General features: G+C 73.5%; 14 protein-coding genes. 4 read left to right on the plus strand and 10 right to left on the minus strand.

What is annotated here, in order from left to right; all coding sequences use genetic code 11:
• Nucleotides 1–126: 126 nt before the first annotated feature.
• On the plus strand, nucleotides 127–1,785 hold the full coding sequence (locus ACXJKB_RS12885; protein ID WP_457188921.1) for an FAD-dependent oxidoreductase: 1,659 nt from the start codon (nucleotides 127–129) through the stop codon (nucleotides 1,783–1,785).
• Entirely contained in the window at nucleotides 1,782–3,173 is a 1,392-nt protein-coding gene (locus ACXJKB_RS12890) for a sensor histidine kinase (protein ID WP_457188923.1), read from the plus strand. The genes ACXJKB_RS12885 and ACXJKB_RS12890 overlap by 4 nt, the downstream gene beginning before the upstream one ends.
• Before the next feature lie 17 nt (nucleotides 3,174–3,190).
• Here the strand turns inward: ACXJKB_RS12890 and ACXJKB_RS12895 are convergent, their stop codons facing one another.
• The 4 genes from ACXJKB_RS12895 to ACXJKB_RS12910 form a co-directional block, all read right to left on the minus strand.
• The gene (locus ACXJKB_RS12895) at nucleotides 3,191–4,117 is read right to left on the minus strand and encodes an anti-sigma factor RsbA family regulatory protein (RefSeq protein ID WP_457188925.1); all 927 of its coding nucleotides are present in this window, start codon (nucleotides 4,115–4,117) and stop codon (nucleotides 3,191–3,193) included.
• The gene (locus ACXJKB_RS12900; protein ID WP_457188927.1) at nucleotides 4,114–4,977 is read right to left on the minus strand and encodes an MEDS domain-containing protein; all 864 of its coding nucleotides are present in this window, start codon (nucleotides 4,975–4,977) and stop codon (nucleotides 4,114–4,116) included. The genes ACXJKB_RS12895 and ACXJKB_RS12900 overlap by 4 nt, the downstream gene beginning before the upstream one ends.
• A 70-nt stretch (nucleotides 4,978–5,047) precedes the next feature.
• The gene (locus tag ACXJKB_RS12905; RefSeq protein ID WP_457188929.1) at nucleotides 5,048–6,097 is read right to left on the minus strand and encodes an S-adenosylmethionine:tRNA ribosyltransferase-isomerase; all 1,050 of its coding nucleotides are present in this window, start codon (nucleotides 6,095–6,097) and stop codon (nucleotides 5,048–5,050) included.
• Entirely contained in the window at nucleotides 6,094–6,792 is a 699-nt protein-coding gene (locus ACXJKB_RS12910; protein ID WP_457188931.1) for an SDR family NAD(P)-dependent oxidoreductase, read from the minus strand. Before ACXJKB_RS12910 ends, ACXJKB_RS12905 begins: the two co-directional genes overlap by 4 nt.
• A 51-nt stretch (nucleotides 6,793–6,843) precedes the next feature.
• Between ACXJKB_RS12910 and soxR the strand changes: the two genes are divergently transcribed.
• Nucleotides 6,844–7,314, plus strand: coding sequence for a redox-sensitive transcriptional activator SoxR (gene soxR, locus ACXJKB_RS12915; protein WP_457188933.1), 471 nt, complete (start codon nucleotides 6,844–6,846; stop codon nucleotides 7,312–7,314).
• Here the strand turns inward: soxR and ACXJKB_RS12920 are convergent.
• Nucleotides 7,311–7,766: an SRPBCC family protein gene (locus tag ACXJKB_RS12920; protein WP_457188935.1), complete on the minus strand. Its 456-nt coding sequence runs from the start codon at nucleotides 7,764–7,766 to the stop codon at nucleotides 7,311–7,313. The two genes, soxR and ACXJKB_RS12920, sit on opposite strands and share 4 nt — an antisense overlap.
• Before the next feature lie 68 nt (nucleotides 7,767–7,834).
• Between ACXJKB_RS12920 and ACXJKB_RS12925 the strand changes: the two genes are divergently transcribed.
• On the plus strand, nucleotides 7,835–8,254 hold the full coding sequence (locus ACXJKB_RS12925; RefSeq protein WP_457188937.1) for a GNAT family N-acetyltransferase: 420 nt from the start codon (nucleotides 7,835–7,837) through the stop codon (nucleotides 8,252–8,254).
• Here the strand turns inward: ACXJKB_RS12925 and ACXJKB_RS12930 are convergent.
• The 5 genes from ACXJKB_RS12930 to ACXJKB_RS12950 are packed head-to-tail and all read right to left on the minus strand — an operon-like array spanning nucleotide 8,232 to nucleotide 14,105.
• Nucleotides 8,232–8,639 (minus strand): VOC family protein, encoded by a 408-nt coding sequence (locus tag ACXJKB_RS12930; protein ID WP_457188939.1) that lies wholly within the window; start codon nucleotides 8,637–8,639, stop codon nucleotides 8,232–8,234. The two genes, ACXJKB_RS12925 and ACXJKB_RS12930, sit on opposite strands and share 23 nt — an antisense overlap.
• A complete protein-coding gene (locus tag ACXJKB_RS12935; RefSeq protein WP_457188941.1) occupies nucleotides 8,636–9,130 on the minus strand; it encodes a hypothetical protein in 495 nt (164 codons plus the stop codon). Before ACXJKB_RS12935 ends, ACXJKB_RS12930 begins: the two co-directional genes overlap by 4 nt.
• A 52-nt stretch (nucleotides 9,131–9,182) precedes the next feature.
• Complete coding sequence (locus tag ACXJKB_RS12940) at nucleotides 9,183–10,610, minus strand: FAD-dependent oxidoreductase (protein ID WP_457188943.1); 1,428 nt, start codon at nucleotides 10,608–10,610, stop codon at nucleotides 9,183–9,185.
• Nucleotides 10,603–12,639, minus strand: coding sequence for a molybdopterin oxidoreductase family protein (locus ACXJKB_RS12945; protein WP_457188945.1), 2,037 nt, complete (start codon nucleotides 12,637–12,639; stop codon nucleotides 10,603–10,605). Before ACXJKB_RS12945 ends, ACXJKB_RS12940 begins: the two co-directional genes overlap by 8 nt.
• Nucleotides 12,639–14,105 carry an MFS transporter gene (locus tag ACXJKB_RS12950; RefSeq protein ID WP_457188946.1) on the minus strand — a complete coding sequence of 489 codons (1,467 nt, stop codon included), beginning with the start codon at nucleotides 14,103–14,105 and terminating at the stop codon, nucleotides 12,639–12,641. Before ACXJKB_RS12950 ends, ACXJKB_RS12945 begins: the two co-directional genes overlap by 1 nt.
• Nucleotides 14,106–14,300: the final 195 nt, after the last annotated feature.

Raw genomic sequence — 14,300 nt, forward strand, 5'->3', positions numbered from 1 at the left:
CACCTAGCCTACCGGGACTTGCGCCGAAGGTGGGACTCGGCGACGACGTGAGCTGGTCTTGACCACCTGTGTGCGCCGCGCGGACGGCAGTAGCGTCCGGGGACGGCAACGAACGGGGAGGTGCCGATGGCGAAGCCCGCCATCCTCGCGGTCGACGACGACGCGGCCGTGGTCGCCGCCGTCGTGCGCGACCTCCGCCAGCGCTACGGCCAGGACTACCGGGTCCTGCGGGCCACGTCGGGGCAGGAGGCGCTCGAGATCCTCGCCGACCAGCTGTTGAAGGACCGTCCGGTCGCCGCGGTCGTGTCCGACCAGCGGATGCCGGGGATGACGGGCATCGAGGTGCTGCGGGAGGTGCGGCAGCAGTCCCCCGACTCCAAGCTGCTGCTCCTGACGGCGTACGCCGACACCGACGTCGCGATCCGCGCGATCAACGACATCGCGCTCGACTACTACCTGATGAAGCCGTGGGACCCGCCCGAGGACCGGCTCTACCCCGTGCTCGACGAGCTGCTCCGCGACTGGGCCAACGACCACCCCGACCGCGACTCCGAGGTGCGTGTCGTCGGGCACCGGTGGTCCGAGCGGACCGTGGACGTGAAGACCTTCCTCACCCACAACCACGTGCCCTACCGCTGGCTCGAGGTCGGTGACGCGGGGTCCGCGGACGAGGCGACCCGGCTGCTCGAGCTCGCGCAGGCGGGTGCCGACGACCTCCCCGTCGTCGCGCTGCCCGACGGTGTGGCGCTGCGCTCCCCCACGATGGTCGAGCTCGCCGGTGCGCTCGGGCTGCGCACGCGTGCGGAGCGGCCCCTCTACGACCTCTGCATCGTCGGCGCCGGACCCGCCGGCCTCGCCGCAGCGGTGTACGCCGCCAGCGAGGGGCTCGCGACCGTGGTCGTCGAGCGCGACGCACCCGGCGGCCAGGCCGGGCAGAGCGCGTCCATCGAGAACTACCTCGGCTTCCCCAAGGGGCTGTCCGGGGCGGACCTCACCCACCGGGCGGTCGCCCAGGCGAGGCGCTTCGGCGCCGAGATGGTGCTGGCGCGCGACGTCCTCGGGTTCGAGACGCGCGGCCCGGTGCGCGCGGTGCTCCTGGACGGTTCGGCGGACATCGAGGCCCGCGCGGTGCTGGTCGCCAGTGGCGTGTCCTACCGGCGGCTGGGCGCTCCCGGGCTGGACGAGGTCGTCGGGCGCGGGCTCTACTACGGCGCCAGCGCGAGCGAGGCGGTGCAGACGGCCGGCGAGGACGTCTACGTCGTGGGTGCGGCCAACTCCGCCGGGCAGGCGGCGCTCAACTTCGCCCGCTACGCGGCGCGCGTCGTGCTGGTGGTGCGCGGCGACTCCCTCGAGGCATCCATGTCGCAGTACCTCATCGGCCGGATCCTGGCCGCGCCCACGATCGAGGTGCGGCTGCAGACCGAGGTCGTCAGTGCCCGCGGCGACGGGCACCTCGAGGCGATCACGCTGTGCGACCGCGCCGCAGGGCGCGTCGAGGAGGTCGAGACCGGCTGGGTGTTCGTCTTCATCGGGGCGGCTCCGCGCACCGACTGGCTGGGCGAGGTCGTCTCCCGCGACGACCGGGGCTTCGTGCTGACCGGCCCCGATCTCCCGGCCGACGACGGCTGGCCGCTGGAGCGCGGCCCCTTCGCGCTGGAGACCAGCGTGCCCGGCGTGTTCGCCGCCGGTGACGTACGCCGTGACTCGATGAAGCGGGTCGCGTCGGCCGTCGGCGAGGGAGCGATGTCGGTCTACCTCGTCCACCGCTACCTGGCGACGACATGACGCTGGCCGACGAGCTGCGTGCGGTCTCGATCCTCGCGGGCTTCACCGACGCGCAGGTGGCGGAGCTGGCAGCGGCGGGCACCGAGGAGACGTACGAGCCGGGGGCGCACCTCTTCGACGAGGGCCGCCCGGCCGACGACTGGTGGGTGCTCCTGTCCGGTCGCATCGACCTCGTGCGCCGCATCGGCCACGACGAGGCGGTGATGGCGACCATGGAGACCGCCGGGCAGTGGGCCGGGGGCTTCCGCGCGTGGGACGAGCACGGCATCTACATGGGGTCGGCGCGCGTGCTCGAGGCGTCGCGCGTCTTCCGGCTGACGGCGCCCGAGCTGGCCCGTATCGGCGAGGACTGGTTCCCCTTCGCCGTCCACCTGCTGCGCGGCCTGATCGGCACGGCCCGACGCATCGAGCACAACGCCCGCCAGCGCGAGGCGCTCGTCGCGCTGGGCACCCTTGCGGCCGGTCTCGCCCACGAGATCAACAACCCAGCCTCGGCGGCGGTCCGTTCCGTCGGCGCGCTCCAGCAGTCGAGCGACGACGTGTTCGCCTCCCTCCAGCAGCTCGCGGGCGAGGGGATCTCGGCGTCCCAGTTCGTCGCCCTCGACGAGCTGCGCCGCTCGATCGACGTCCCGTCCGCGCCCACAGGGGTCGCCCTCGCCGACCTCGAGGAGTCGCTCCTCGACTGGCTCGGCGACCACGCCGTCGACCGCGACTGGGTGATCGCCCCGGCGTTGGCCGCGGCGGGCGTCTCGCCGGCGTGGCTCGACCGCGCGGCATCCGCCCTGCCGGGCACCGCCCTCCAGGCCGGCCTCGAGTGGGTGGCGAGCTCCGTGACGACCGCCGTGCTCATCGCGGAGGCGCAGGACGCCACCCGGCGCATCTCCGACCTCGTGTCGGCCGTGAAGTCCTACTCCCAGCTCGACCGCGCCGCCGTCCAGGACGTCCGCGTCGTCGACGGCCTGGAGAGCACCCTGGTCATGCTCGGTCACAAGCTGCGTGGCGGTGTCACGGTCGTGCGCGACTACGACGACTCCGTGCCGGCCGTCACGGCCAACCCCGGTGAGCTCAACCAGGTGTGGACCAACCTCGTGGACAACGCCGTCGACGCGATGGACGGATCCGGCACCCTCACCCTGCGCACCTACGCGGACGAGCACCACGTCGTGGTCGAGGTCTGCGACACCGGGGCGGGCATGACCGACGAGGTCGCCGCCCACGCCTTCGAGCCGTTCTTCACGACCAAGGAGGTCGGGAAGGGGACGGGCCTCGGCCTCGACATCTCCCGGCGGATCGTCGTCGAGCGGCACGGCGGGGCCATCGACGTCCGTTCGGAGCCGGGGCACACGGTCGTGGCGGTGCGCCTGCCCCGACGCGCTCCGACTGGCTGAAGGCGACTCAGGCCGGGTCAGCCGGGCATGCGCACGTGCAGCCGCACGTGCGTGCCGGTGAGGTCGCTGCCGACGTCGACGGCCGCGACGAGCTGGCGCGCGAGCCACAGCCCGTAGCCGTGGTCGGACGGCTCGGTGGGTGGTAGGACGCCCGCGAGGAGGTCGACCGGCAGGCCGCCGCCGTCCTGGACGTGGCACACCCACATGTCGGCCTCCTCGTAGAGGTGGACGCGAGTGGGCGGCGAGCCGTGCAGGAGGGCGTTGGTCAGGACCTCGGAGACCGCGAGCTCGACGTCGGCGGCCAGGTCAGGGTCGAGCCCGATCTCGGCGTGATGCGCGCGGACCGTCCGCCGGGTCACCGCGACGTCGGAGTGGCGGGAGCACTCGAGGGTGGTGGCGCCCACGGGCGGCGGCGCCACGTAGGACAGGCCGGCCAGGACGCCCATCGGATCCGCGAAGGCGGGGTTCGGGGACACGCTTCCCCCGACCCGCAGGCCGTTGTGGGAGTGCCGTGCGATGTCGAGGAGGTCCGACGGCAGCCGACCCGCGTCGTAGGGGCACAGGAGGTCGACCGCCTGCTCGGCGAACACCACGTTGATCGCGGCCTCGAGCCGGCGGTAGTCGACGAGCTCGGCAGATGAGCGTCTCGCGAGGGTCTGCTCGGCGATCACGCAGGAGCGGACCTCCGGCGCAGCGGCCGCGAAGTCGAGAAGGACGCGGTAGGCCTTCCACTGCGGCGCGTAGGCGACGTCGTCCTCGACGAACGTGACCTCGGCCGCATCGCCACCGAGCTCGGTGTGCAGCAGCTCCAAGCGCGACGGCGGCGCCATGACCAGGGCGCGGTGCCCCTGCTCGAGGCCGTCCCGCACGAAGCTCCCGGCCTCCGACGCGTAGTGACGGTCGCTCTCGTAGAGGAGGCTCGTGTGCGTGGCTGGCAGGGTCATGGCTCGAGCCTCAATCTTTCGTGCCCAAGTCCGGTGGCGTCCAGGACACGGCGTACGACGGACGGTACGCGCGCCAGCACGAGATGGCCTCCCTCAGGGAGCGCGGCGGCGATGGAATGGAGACGGGCGACCGTGCCCGCGTCGGCGAACGTCACGCCCTCGAGGTCCAGACGGAGCCGAGGCATCACGGCGGCCCGCGAGAGCACCAGGCGGTGCAGGAGGTGCCGGTTGGACACGTCGACCTCGCCCCGCACCTGCACGCCCCAGGGATCGTCGACCGCAAGGAAGGTGGCGATCGGGGCGACGTCGATGTCGGGCGCCATCCCGTCGTGCTCGCGAGCCAGCGTGGCGCCCTGCCCCGCCTCGAGCCGGTGGGTGTCGTAGAGGCAGACCGAGCTGACCTGGAGGTCGCGCTGCAGGTCGGTGGCCTTCCGCTCCCAGGCCAGCACCTCGTCCATGGAGCCGAGCAGCCCGGCCAGGTCGTCCATCCGCGCGGCCACCCGGAGGCCGGGGAACCCGCACTTCTGCGCCTGGTGCGCCGCGAGCCGGAACCCGTCGGCGACGACGTCGAGGTCGACGGGACCCGATGGGCCGTAGGCCCCCTCGAACGAGCTGGACAGGAGCTGCCCGGTGGCGAGGGCCTGCCCTGCGTCGAGGTGCCGCGACAGGCTCCGGACGAGCCCGTCGACCTGGTCCTCGGACGCGATGTAGAGGAGCTGGTCGCCAGCGGCGAGGCCCTGGCCGACGAAGGTCGCCGCGACCCGGTCGAGCATGGCCGCGTCGGGCTCGAGCGCGCACAGGTGCGTCCCCGGCTCGAGCGTGCCGAGGTCGGCAGACGCGCGGTGCGACCCGAGAATCATCTGTCCAATCTAGGACGATGCACCGGTGCGGGACCCACAGTTTCGCCTGAATTTCGGAGGCCGCGGGGACTCACCTGCGCAGCAGCAGTGCCGAGTCGCCGAACTCGTGCCAGAGGTAGCCCTCCGCGACTGCAGCGTCGTACGCCGCCTGCGTGAGGCGCGCGCCGGCGACCGCCTCGACGAGCAGGAGGTGCGACGCCATCGGGTCGTGCCAGCCCGTGACGAGGCCGTCCACGACCCGGGGCGGGGTGGCGGGCGTGACGACCCGGTCCGTCCACCCGCGGCCCGCGACGACGCTCGACCCGCGCACGGTGGACTCGACCGCACGGGTCGCCGTGGTCCCGACGGCGACGACGCGCCCGCCGTTGGCTCGCGCCTGGTTGAGCACCCTCGCGGTCGTGGGAGTCACCTCGAACCACTCCGGCCCGGGCGCCTCCCCAGCCTCCTGCGACGACACCCCGGTGTGCAGCGTGACGGGCGCGAGCTGGACGCCCGCGGTGACCAGCCGGGTGACGAGCTCGTGGGTGAACGGGCGCGCAGCCGAGGCCATCTCCGCGCTCCCGGGCCGCGTCCCGAAGACGGTCTGGTAGTCATCGAGCGGGTAGCGACGGTCGAGGTAGCCGTAGGCGATGGGGCGGCCGTTCCAGTCGAGCTGGCGGTCGAGGTCGCCGCGCACCGACGCGCGCCACAGCCGGTTGCCGGTGCCCGTCGGGGACGAGGCCCCGCCGGGCCACGGCTCGCGGAGGACCAGGCGTACGTCGCCGATCCGCACCACCTCGCCGGTGCTCGCCGTCAGCAGCGCCCGGGCCGCGTCGGGCGCGGTCCGCAGCTCGACGACGGCGTCACCGTCGTCGAGGCGGTGCGCAACGTGGACCACCACCGGGCGCCCGTCGAGGTCGGCGTCGACCTCGGCGGCGACCGTGGCCGACGTGTTGACGACCAGCACGTCGCCAGCGCGCAGGTGGTCGGGCAGGTCGCGGAAGCGTCCGTGCGACAGGCCGTCCGGTGTGGCCACCAGGAGTCGCACCTCGTCACGCGCGAGGCCGCGGTCCTCTGCCGGCTGCGGCGCGAAGGACGACGCGGTGAAGCGGGTGTGCGGTGTCTCGTGCAGGAGGGTCATCCGAGGACACCTCCGAGGTCGGCAGCGACGTACCGACCCGACTCCGGCCGCGCGTCCACCAGCGCCAGGACGTGCGGCACGACGGTCTCCGGCAGCGGCCGGTCCGAGATGTCCTCGCCCGGGAAGGCGTCCTGGTGCATCGCCGTCCGCATGTCGCCGGGGTCGACGGCGTACGCCCGCAGCCCGGTCTCCACGCCGTAGGTCAGGGTCACGTGGTCGAGCGCCGCCTTGCTGGCGCCGTAGAGCCCCCACGTCTCGTAGTGCTGGACCGCCGCGTCCGAGCTGATCGACAACAGCACGCCGTTCGCCTCGCGCAACCACGGAAGGAGGGCCGACGTGAGGACCAACGGGCCGCCGATGTTGGTCCGCCAGACCTGCATCAGGTCGGGGATGTCGACCTCGGCCAGCGCGCGCATCGGCAACGGGCCGAGGGTGCTCGCGTTGTGGACCAGGAGGTCGAGCCGGCCGTGACGCTCCACCTCCGCCCGGAGGCGGTCGCGGTGGTCCGCGTCGGTGAGGTCGCCGACGACCACCGTCACCGCCTCGGGCAGCGCTGCGCCCTTGAACTTCTCCTCGCTGCGCCCGTCCGTGATCACCTGCCAGCCCTGCCGCGCCAGCTCGGCGCTCAGTGCCAGGCCCAGCCCAGTCGATCCCCCGGTGACCAGTGCCACCCGTACCGTCGTCTTCGTCGTCATGACACCATGGTTCAAGTTGAAGTGAACTTGAGTTCAAGGGGTGTGTGACAGATGGATGGTCGGGACCTGCTCCCGATGGGAGAGATCTCGCGGCGCAGCGGCTTCGCCGCGTCGGCGATCCGCTACTACGAGGCCGAGGGGCTCATCGAGGCACACCGGTCCGGCGGCGGCCAGCGACGGTTCGAGCGGAACGTGCTGCGGCGACTGGCCTTCATCCGCGCGGCGTCCAACGTCGGCCTCACCATCGAGGAGATCCGCGAGGAGCTGGGCCGGCTGCCCGGCAACCGCACCCCCACGAAGGCCGACTGGCAGCGCATCTCCCGGCACTGGGGCCGTCGGCTCGACGAGCAGATCGCGGCGTTGCAGCGCCTCAAGAGCGGCCTCGACGGCTGCATCGGCTGCGGCTGCCTGAGCCTGCGGTCCTGTGCCTTCTCCAACCCCGACGACGTCCAGGGCGAGCGCGGTGCGGGCGCCGGGCTGCTGCCCGACTCCCTGCGGCGACCGCACCCGACGAGGCGCTAGGCGAAGGAGCGTACGAGCGCGTCCATGGTCGCCGTCCGCTCACGGTGGGCGATGATCCGCAGCACCGGCGTTCCGAGCGCGCGGATGCCGTTGGCCCGCAGCCGCACGTCGTGGCGCACGCGCGTCTCCCGCTCGCCGACGGCCTCGAGGGTGTAGCCGGGCCAGCCCTCCATCCTGGTCTTCCCGGACGAGCCGCGGTCCCACCAGTGGTAGACGATCCGGTTCGGGGCGTCGAGCTCGGCGATCTCGCCCGGCATCGTCCCCATCCGGGTGCGGTCCTCGTAGGTCGTGCCGGCGGTCACCGGACCGGGCGACGTCTGCCGCGTCCCGCGCAGGATGCTGCCCCGCCCGGGCACCCACGCGTTGTGTCCCTCGATGTCGGCGAGGCGGGCGAAGACGTCGTCGATCGGCGCCGCAACCGTGCGCTCGATCTCGAACTCGACGTCGCCCATCTCACCATGATCGGCCCGCGCCGACCGCCGCTCAAGCCCGGTCCAGCCCGATCGACGAAGATGCGGGCGTGACCGACTACGCGATCCGCACCGACCTGGCCGCCATGGACCTCGACCTCGTCCACGACTGGCTCAGCACCGACGCGTACTGGTCCCTGGGGCGCAGCCGCGAGGCCGTCGCCACGGCAGCGGAGCACTCGCTGAACGTCGGCGCCTTCACCGACGACGGCCGGCAGGTGGCGTACGCCCGGGTCGTCACCGACCACGCCACCTTCGCCTGGCTCTGTGACGTGTACGTCGACCGCGACCACCGCGGTCGCGGGCTGGGTAAGCGGCTGGTGGCCGTGGTCGCCCAGCGTGTCGACGAGCTCGGCGTCGGCCGCACGCTGCTCAAGACGAGGGACGCCCACGAGGTCTACGCGGGCCACGGCTTCGAGCCCGTGCCCGACCCGGGCCTCTGGATGATCAGGACTCCTCCGACAGCGTGAACAGCGTCAGCTGCATGCCGTCGGGGGCGGCGACGCGGGCGTTGCGGTCGCCCCAGGGGGTGTCCACGGCGGGGGCGACGGCCGTGGCACCGGCGGCCACGAGGGTCGAGGCAGCGGCGTCGGCGGCCGGCACCCGGAGGGCCAGGCGGACCTTGCCCGAGACCCGCTCCCCCACCTCGAGGTCGTCGACCATCGCGGCCTGCGCCTCGTCGAAGAGCTCGAGGGTCGCGCGCCCGGCGTCGAGCAGCAGCACCCGCCCCTGGTCACTGCTCCAGTCGGCCACCTCGGGCAGGCCGAGCGCGTCGCGGTAGAGGCGCACGGCAGCGTCGAAGTCGTCGACGGTCAGGGTGATCCGGAGCTCCTGGACGGCGATCGCATCGGTCATGAGGTCGATCGTGGGGCCTCGGGTGCACCTGAGGTCAAGCCCCTGCCCGGGCCGATGTGGAAGCGGCCGATGACGGTGACGCCGTCCTGGGCGTAGAGCGGGATGTCCCGGCCGTCCGGGTCGAGGTCGGCCATGTACGCCAGTGCCTCCTCCGGGCTGGGCGGCAGGTCCTGCTGCCGGTCGGAGGCGCGGACGAAACCGCACCTCCCGTTGGTGCCGTAGGCGGCGATCAGGTCCGGCCCCGGGTCGTCCGCGTCGATGGCGGCGCCGGAGCCGTAGGACATGCCGTTCTCGTTGACCGGGTAGGGCGGTGCCGTCGCGGCCTGGGGACAGTCCTCGACGTCCACCTCGTCGTCGCGGTGCGCGCTCGGGTCGATCGCGCGGACCATCGGCCGCGGCTCGTCGCCCGACGCCACGACCTGGTGCAGCTGCATGCCGCCGAGGAAGCCGACGACGAGCGCGGCCGCGCCAGCCAGGACCCGTCTGCTCACCTGCACCCTCCTCCGGTACCCCCGTGGGACGCAGCGACGTGCGGGGAAGTTGTCAGCCGACCGCGACCGGCGTCGGGCTGTCCTCGACGAGGCGGCGTACGACGTCCGCGCACCCGCCGCAGCCGGTCGTGGCCCGGGTCCGGTCGACGCACTCACCGACGGACCCGCAGGCCCGGACCTCGCCCGCCGTCACGCCGGCGCACGCGCAGACCTCCGCCTCGTCGGGCAGCGGCGCCGGGGAGTCCGTCGCCTCGGGCAGGAGCAGCTGGCCGGGCTCGTCGGGGCCGAGCAGGGTCCCGCGGTCGTAGAGCTGGGTGATGAGCCCGACGCGGGACAGGTCGCCGACGAGCGCCGCGGCGACGATCCGCCCACCGTGCACGACGAGGCGGCGGTGCGAGCCGGCGATCGGGTTGGTCACCTCCACGACCTCGCCCTCCGCGCGCTCGGGGTCGCCGAGCACGGCGACGTCGAGGCCGGTGGCGCGCAGGCGCGCGACGCTCCGGCTGCCGTCGTACGTCGCCTCCTCGCCGCGCAGCACCCGGGCGAGCACCTCGGCCTGCTCCCACGCGGGCGGGACGAAGCCGGTCGTACGACGACGGTGCTCGGCGCAGTCGCCGATGGCGTGCACCCGGTCGTCGGTGACGCTGGTGAGGGTGTGGTCGACGACCACCCCGCGGCGGACCATAAGGCCGGCGCGGCGGGCGAGCGCCGTCGACGGCCGGCCGCCGGCGGTGAGGACGACGAGGTCGCTGGGCAGGACGTGGCCGTTGTCGAGCTGCAGCCCGTCGCCGGTGAGCCGGACGGCGCGGGCGCCGGTGTAGACCTCGGTCCCGAGCCGTCGCAGGTCCCGGGCGAGGACGGCCCCCGCACCGGAGCCGACCTGGCTCGCGAGGAGGTGGTCGGCGCCCTCGACGACCTCGGTGAGCAGCCCGCGCACCGCCAGTGCCCGCGCGACCTGCAGGCCGAGCAGCCCGCCGCCGACGACGACTGCCCTGGGCGCGGGCGGCCTCTCGACCAGCGGGGCGACCAGCGTGCGGGTGGCCTCGTCCAGCCGGCGGCAGTCGTCGAGGGTGCGGAACGCGTGGACGCGCGGATCGAGGGTGCCGTCGCGGCGGACCAGCCCGCGGATCGGCGGCAGGGTGGGGATCGAGCCGCAGGCCAGGACGAGCCGGTCGAAGCCGACCCGCTGCCCGTCGACGAGCACGACGTCGCGGGCCTCCCGGTCGACCTCGAGCACGCGGGCTCCGAGGCGCAGGTCGATCCCGTGGTCGGCGTACCACTCCGCGGACCGCAGGGTCAGCGCGTCGGCCGCGTGGGTCCCCTCGAGCACCGACGACAGCAGGATGCGGTTGTACGGCGGGCTGGCCTCGTCGGCGAGGACCGTGACGGCGAACCGCTCGTCCTCGGCGAGGTGCTCGCTCAGCCGGACGGCGGCCATCCCACCGCCGACGACGACGATCCGCTGGGGCCGCTCAGGCATGGGCGGCGACCGGCGAGACGCGGGCGGCGCACACCTTGAACTCCGGCATCCGGGACGCCGGGTCGAGGGCGTCGTTGGTGAGCCGGTTGGCCCCCACCCAGTGGAACGGCACGAAGACGGTGTCGGGCCGGATCGTCGGCACCACCTTCGCGGGGGCGGTCATCTCGCCGCGCCGGGTCGCGACGCGCACCGCGTCGCCCTGCCCGACGCCGAGGCGTCCGGCGAGCAGTGGGTGCATCTCGACGAACGGCCCGTCATCCGGCAGCGAGCGGACGCGGCGGGTCTGGGCGCCGGACTGGTACTGCGCGAGCACGCGGCCGGTGGTGAGGTGGATCGGGTAGTCCGCGCACGGCTGCTCGGCCGCTCCGCGGTGCTCGACGGCGTACATCCGGGCCAGGCCGTCGGCGTGCGCGAAGGACTCGGCGAAGAGCCGCTCGCCGCCCCAGAAGACGCCCTGCTCGTCCCGGATCCGGTCGTAGGTGATCGCCGAGTAGTCGGCCGGGCCGCCCGCCGACGCACGGCCGAGCTCGGCGAAGACCTCCTCCGGGTCGGTCGGGAACGACGCCTGCGAGCTGAGCCGCTCGGCCAGCCCGGCGAGCACCTCCAGGTCCGAGCGCACGCCCGACGGCGGCGTGATCGCGCGCTGCCGCAGGACCACCCGACCCTCGAGGTTGGTCATCGTCCCGGTCTCCTCGGCCCACTGCGTCACCGGAAGCACGACGTCGGCCAGCGCCGCCGTCTCCGACATCACGACGTCGCACACCACGAGCAGGTCCAGCGCCTCCAGCCGCGAGGTCACGTGGGTCGCTCGCGGCGCGCTGACGACGATGTTCGACCCGAGGACCAGCAGCGCAGACGGCCCGTCGGGCGTGCCGAGGGCGTCGAGGAGCTCGTACGCCGACCGCCCGGGGCCGGGCAGCGCGTCGGGGTCGACGCCCCACACCCCGGCGACGTGCGCGCGGGCCGCCGGGTCGTCGATGCGGCGGTAGCCGGGCAGCTGGTCGGCCTTCTGCCCGTGCTCACGCCCGCCCTGGCCGTTGCCCTGGCCGGTCAGGCAGCCGTAGCCCGCACCGCGCCGGCCGACCATGCCCAACGCGAGGGCGACGTTGATCCAAGCGAGCACGGTGTCCGAGCCGGTCGAGTGCTGCTCCGCCCCGCGCGCGGTGAGCACCATGACGCGAGGGCGCACCAGCATGGCCGCCAGCGCCCGCACCTCGTGGGCGTCGATCCCGGTGACCCGTTCGACGCGCTCGGGCCACCAGGAGGCGACCGAATCGCGCACGTCCTCCCACCCGGTGGTGCGCTCGGCGAGGTAGGACGGGTCGACCGCGCCGGCGGCGACGAGCAGGTGCAGCACCCCCAGCGCGAGCGCGAGGTCGGTGCCCGGCACCGGCTGGAGGTGGAGGTCGGCGCGGTCCGCGGTCGGCGTACGCCGCGGGTCGATGACGACGACCTTGCCGCCCCGCTCGCGCAGCCGGTCGAGGTGGCGGGCGGCCGGCGGCATCGTCTCGACGAGGTTGGAGCCGACGAGCACCAGCACGTCGGTCTCCTCGACGTCGGCGAGCGGGAACGGCAGCCCGCGGTCGAGGCCGAACGCGCGGATCCCCGATGAGGCGGCCGAGCTCATGCACCAGCGCCCGTTGTAGTCGATCTGCGAGGTGCCGAGCGCGACCCGCGCGAACTTGCCGAGGGAGTAGGCCTTCTCGTTGGTGAGCCCGCCGCCGCCGAAGACGGCGACCTTGTCCGGCCCGCCCGCCGCCTGGGCGGCGCGGATCCCGGCGGCGACCCGGTCCAGGGCGTCGTCCCACGAGACGGCCGACCACTCGCCGGTCTCCCGGTCGCGCACCAGCGGCGACGTGAGCCGCTCGCGACCGCCGTACAGCCCGGCCGCGGCCCACCCCTTGCGGCACAGCGCCCCGCGGTTGACGGGGAACCCCTCCCACGCCGACACCTCGGGCGTGCGACGGCCGGCCAGCTTCATCCCGCACTGCAGGGAGCAGTAGGGGCAGTGGGTCTGTGTCTGGGTCATCAGATCTCCGCGGCCGCGAGCCCGTGGGCCCGCACCGGTCGGCGCAGGTAGAGCGCCCAGGTGAGTGCGGCGCAGCCGAGGTAGTAGGCGGTGAAGACCGTGAAGGCGGCACGCGTCGCGGTCAGCGGGTCGCCGACCCAGGGGGCGGCGAAGGCGAGCGGGACGAGGAAGCCGCCCACGGCACCGACTGCACCGATTACGCCGAGCGCGGAGGACGACTGCCGGGTGGCCGAGGTCAGGGCGGCCTCCCGATCCGGCGTGCCCGGCGCGGTCTGGCGCTCCGCCGAGGCCTTCCACAGGGCGGGGATCATCTTGTAGACCGAGCCGTTGCCGACGCCGGTGGCGGCGAAGATGCAGAGGAAGAAGCCGAGGAACAGCGGGAACCAGGCGGCGTTGGCGCTCGCCACGGCCGGGTCGGCGCCCGGGTTGGGGGTGAGCTGGTTGACCGTCCACAGCACGCCGAGGGTGAAGACGACCATCGCGACGAACGACGCCAGGGTCACCCGTGCACCGCCCCACCGGTCGGCCAGCCACCCGCCGAGCGGTCGGGTGAGCGAGCCGACACCGGCGCCGAGGAAGGCGTAGAACGCGAAGTAGATGCCGGTGCCGAGCGGGGCGGGCTCCGGCACCCAGAAGTTGAGCCTGATCAGCAGCGGCATCGCAGCCGAGTAGCCGATGAACGAGCCGAACGTGCCGATGTAGAGCAGCGACAGCTGCCACGTCCGACGCTGCTTCACGACCTGCATCTGCTCCCGCGGCGACGACGTCACGGTGGCGAGGTTGTCCATCCAGAGCCACGCGGCGGCCGTCGCGAGCAGTGCCAGGCCCGCATAGGCGTACGCCGCCCGCTCGAGGTGGATGCCGCCACCGGACGCCTGCACGAGACCGAAGATGCCGGCACCGCCGACCATGACGGGGAGCAGCAGCTGGATCAGCGAGACCCCGAGGTTGCCGCCGGCCGCGTTGAGCCCGAGCGCCGCGCCCTTCCGATCGGAGGGGTAGAAGAAGTTGATGTTGGCCATCGACGAGGCGAAGTTGCCGCCGCCGACGCCCGCGGTCGCGGCGATCAGGCAGAACGCCCAGTAGGGCGTCGTCGGGTCCTGCACGGCGTACGCGAACAGCAGCGTCGGCACCAGCAGCATCGCGCCGCTGACGATCGTCCAGTTGCGCCCGCCGAACTTCGGCACCGCGAACGTGTAGGGCAGCCGCAGCAGCGAGCCGACGAGGTTGGGGAGCGCGACGAGCAGGAACAGCTGCTGAGGCGTGAACGCGAAGCCCTGTGCGAGCAGGAACGCCGACGAGACGCTCCAGATCAGCCAGACCGAGAAGCCGACGTGCTCGGCGAAGATCGACCACACCAGGTTGCGGCGGGCGACCGCGCGGCCGCCTCCCTCCCAGAAGTCGGCGTCCTCCGGGCGCCAGTCCTCGATCCAGCGACGCGTGCGACGGGGCGTGGGGGTGCTCATGCCGACGAGCGTCGGCTCCCGGTGTGTCACCCAGCCTGCTGCTCCGGTGGCGGAGTCGTCAACTTCTCCTCACGACCTCACACCCCCGGGTCGACGCACGTCGGGCACAGGACCTTTGGTCCCTTCCCGCCCGCGGTCGAAGGGTGCACAATCCCAGAGGGAACAAGTACAGACGTGGGACCGAGGGCTCGGCTC

The organism is Nocardioides sp. P5_E3 (assembly GCF_054049275.1).

Bases quoted from the DNA above. Each gene is read 5' to 3' on its own strand.
- ACXJKB_RS12885 (WP_457188921.1), top strand. From the start codon at position 127: ATGGCGAAGCCCGCCATCCTCGCGGTCGACGACGACGCGGCCGTGGTC.
- ACXJKB_RS12905 (WP_457188929.1), bottom strand. From the start codon at position 6,097: ATGACCCTCCTGCACGAGACACCGCACACCCGCTTCACCGCGTCGTCC.
- ACXJKB_RS12945 (WP_457188945.1), bottom strand. From the start codon at position 12,639: ATGACCCAGACACAGACCCACTGCCCCTACTGCTCCCTGCAGTGCGGG.
- ACXJKB_RS12900 (WP_457188927.1), bottom strand. From the start codon at position 4,977: ATGATTCTCGGGTCGCACCGCGCGTCTGCCGACCTCGGCACGCTCGAG.
- ACXJKB_RS12910 (WP_457188931.1), bottom strand. From the start codon at position 6,792: ATGACGACGAAGACGACGGTACGGGTGGCACTGGTCACCGGGGGATCG.
- ACXJKB_RS12895 (WP_457188925.1), bottom strand. From the start codon at position 4,117: ATGACCCTGCCAGCCACGCACACGAGCCTCCTCTACGAGAGCGACCGT.
- ACXJKB_RS12930 (WP_457188939.1), bottom strand. From the start codon at position 8,639: ATGACCGATGCGATCGCCGTCCAGGAGCTCCGGATCACCCTGACCGTC.
- soxR (WP_457188933.1), top strand. From the start codon at position 6,844: ATGGATGGTCGGGACCTGCTCCCGATGGGAGAGATCTCGCGGCGCAGC.
- ACXJKB_RS12950 (WP_457188946.1), bottom strand. From the start codon at position 14,105: ATGAGCACCCCCACGCCCCGTCGCACGCGTCGCTGGATCGAGGACTGG.
- ACXJKB_RS12890 (WP_457188923.1), top strand. From the start codon at position 1,782: ATGACGCTGGCCGACGAGCTGCGTGCGGTCTCGATCCTCGCGGGCTTC.
- ACXJKB_RS12920 (WP_457188935.1), bottom strand. From the start codon at position 7,766: ATGGGCGACGTCGAGTTCGAGATCGAGCGCACGGTTGCGGCGCCGATC.
- ACXJKB_RS12940 (WP_457188943.1), bottom strand. From the start codon at position 10,610: ATGCCTGAGCGGCCCCAGCGGATCGTCGTCGTCGGCGGTGGGATGGCC.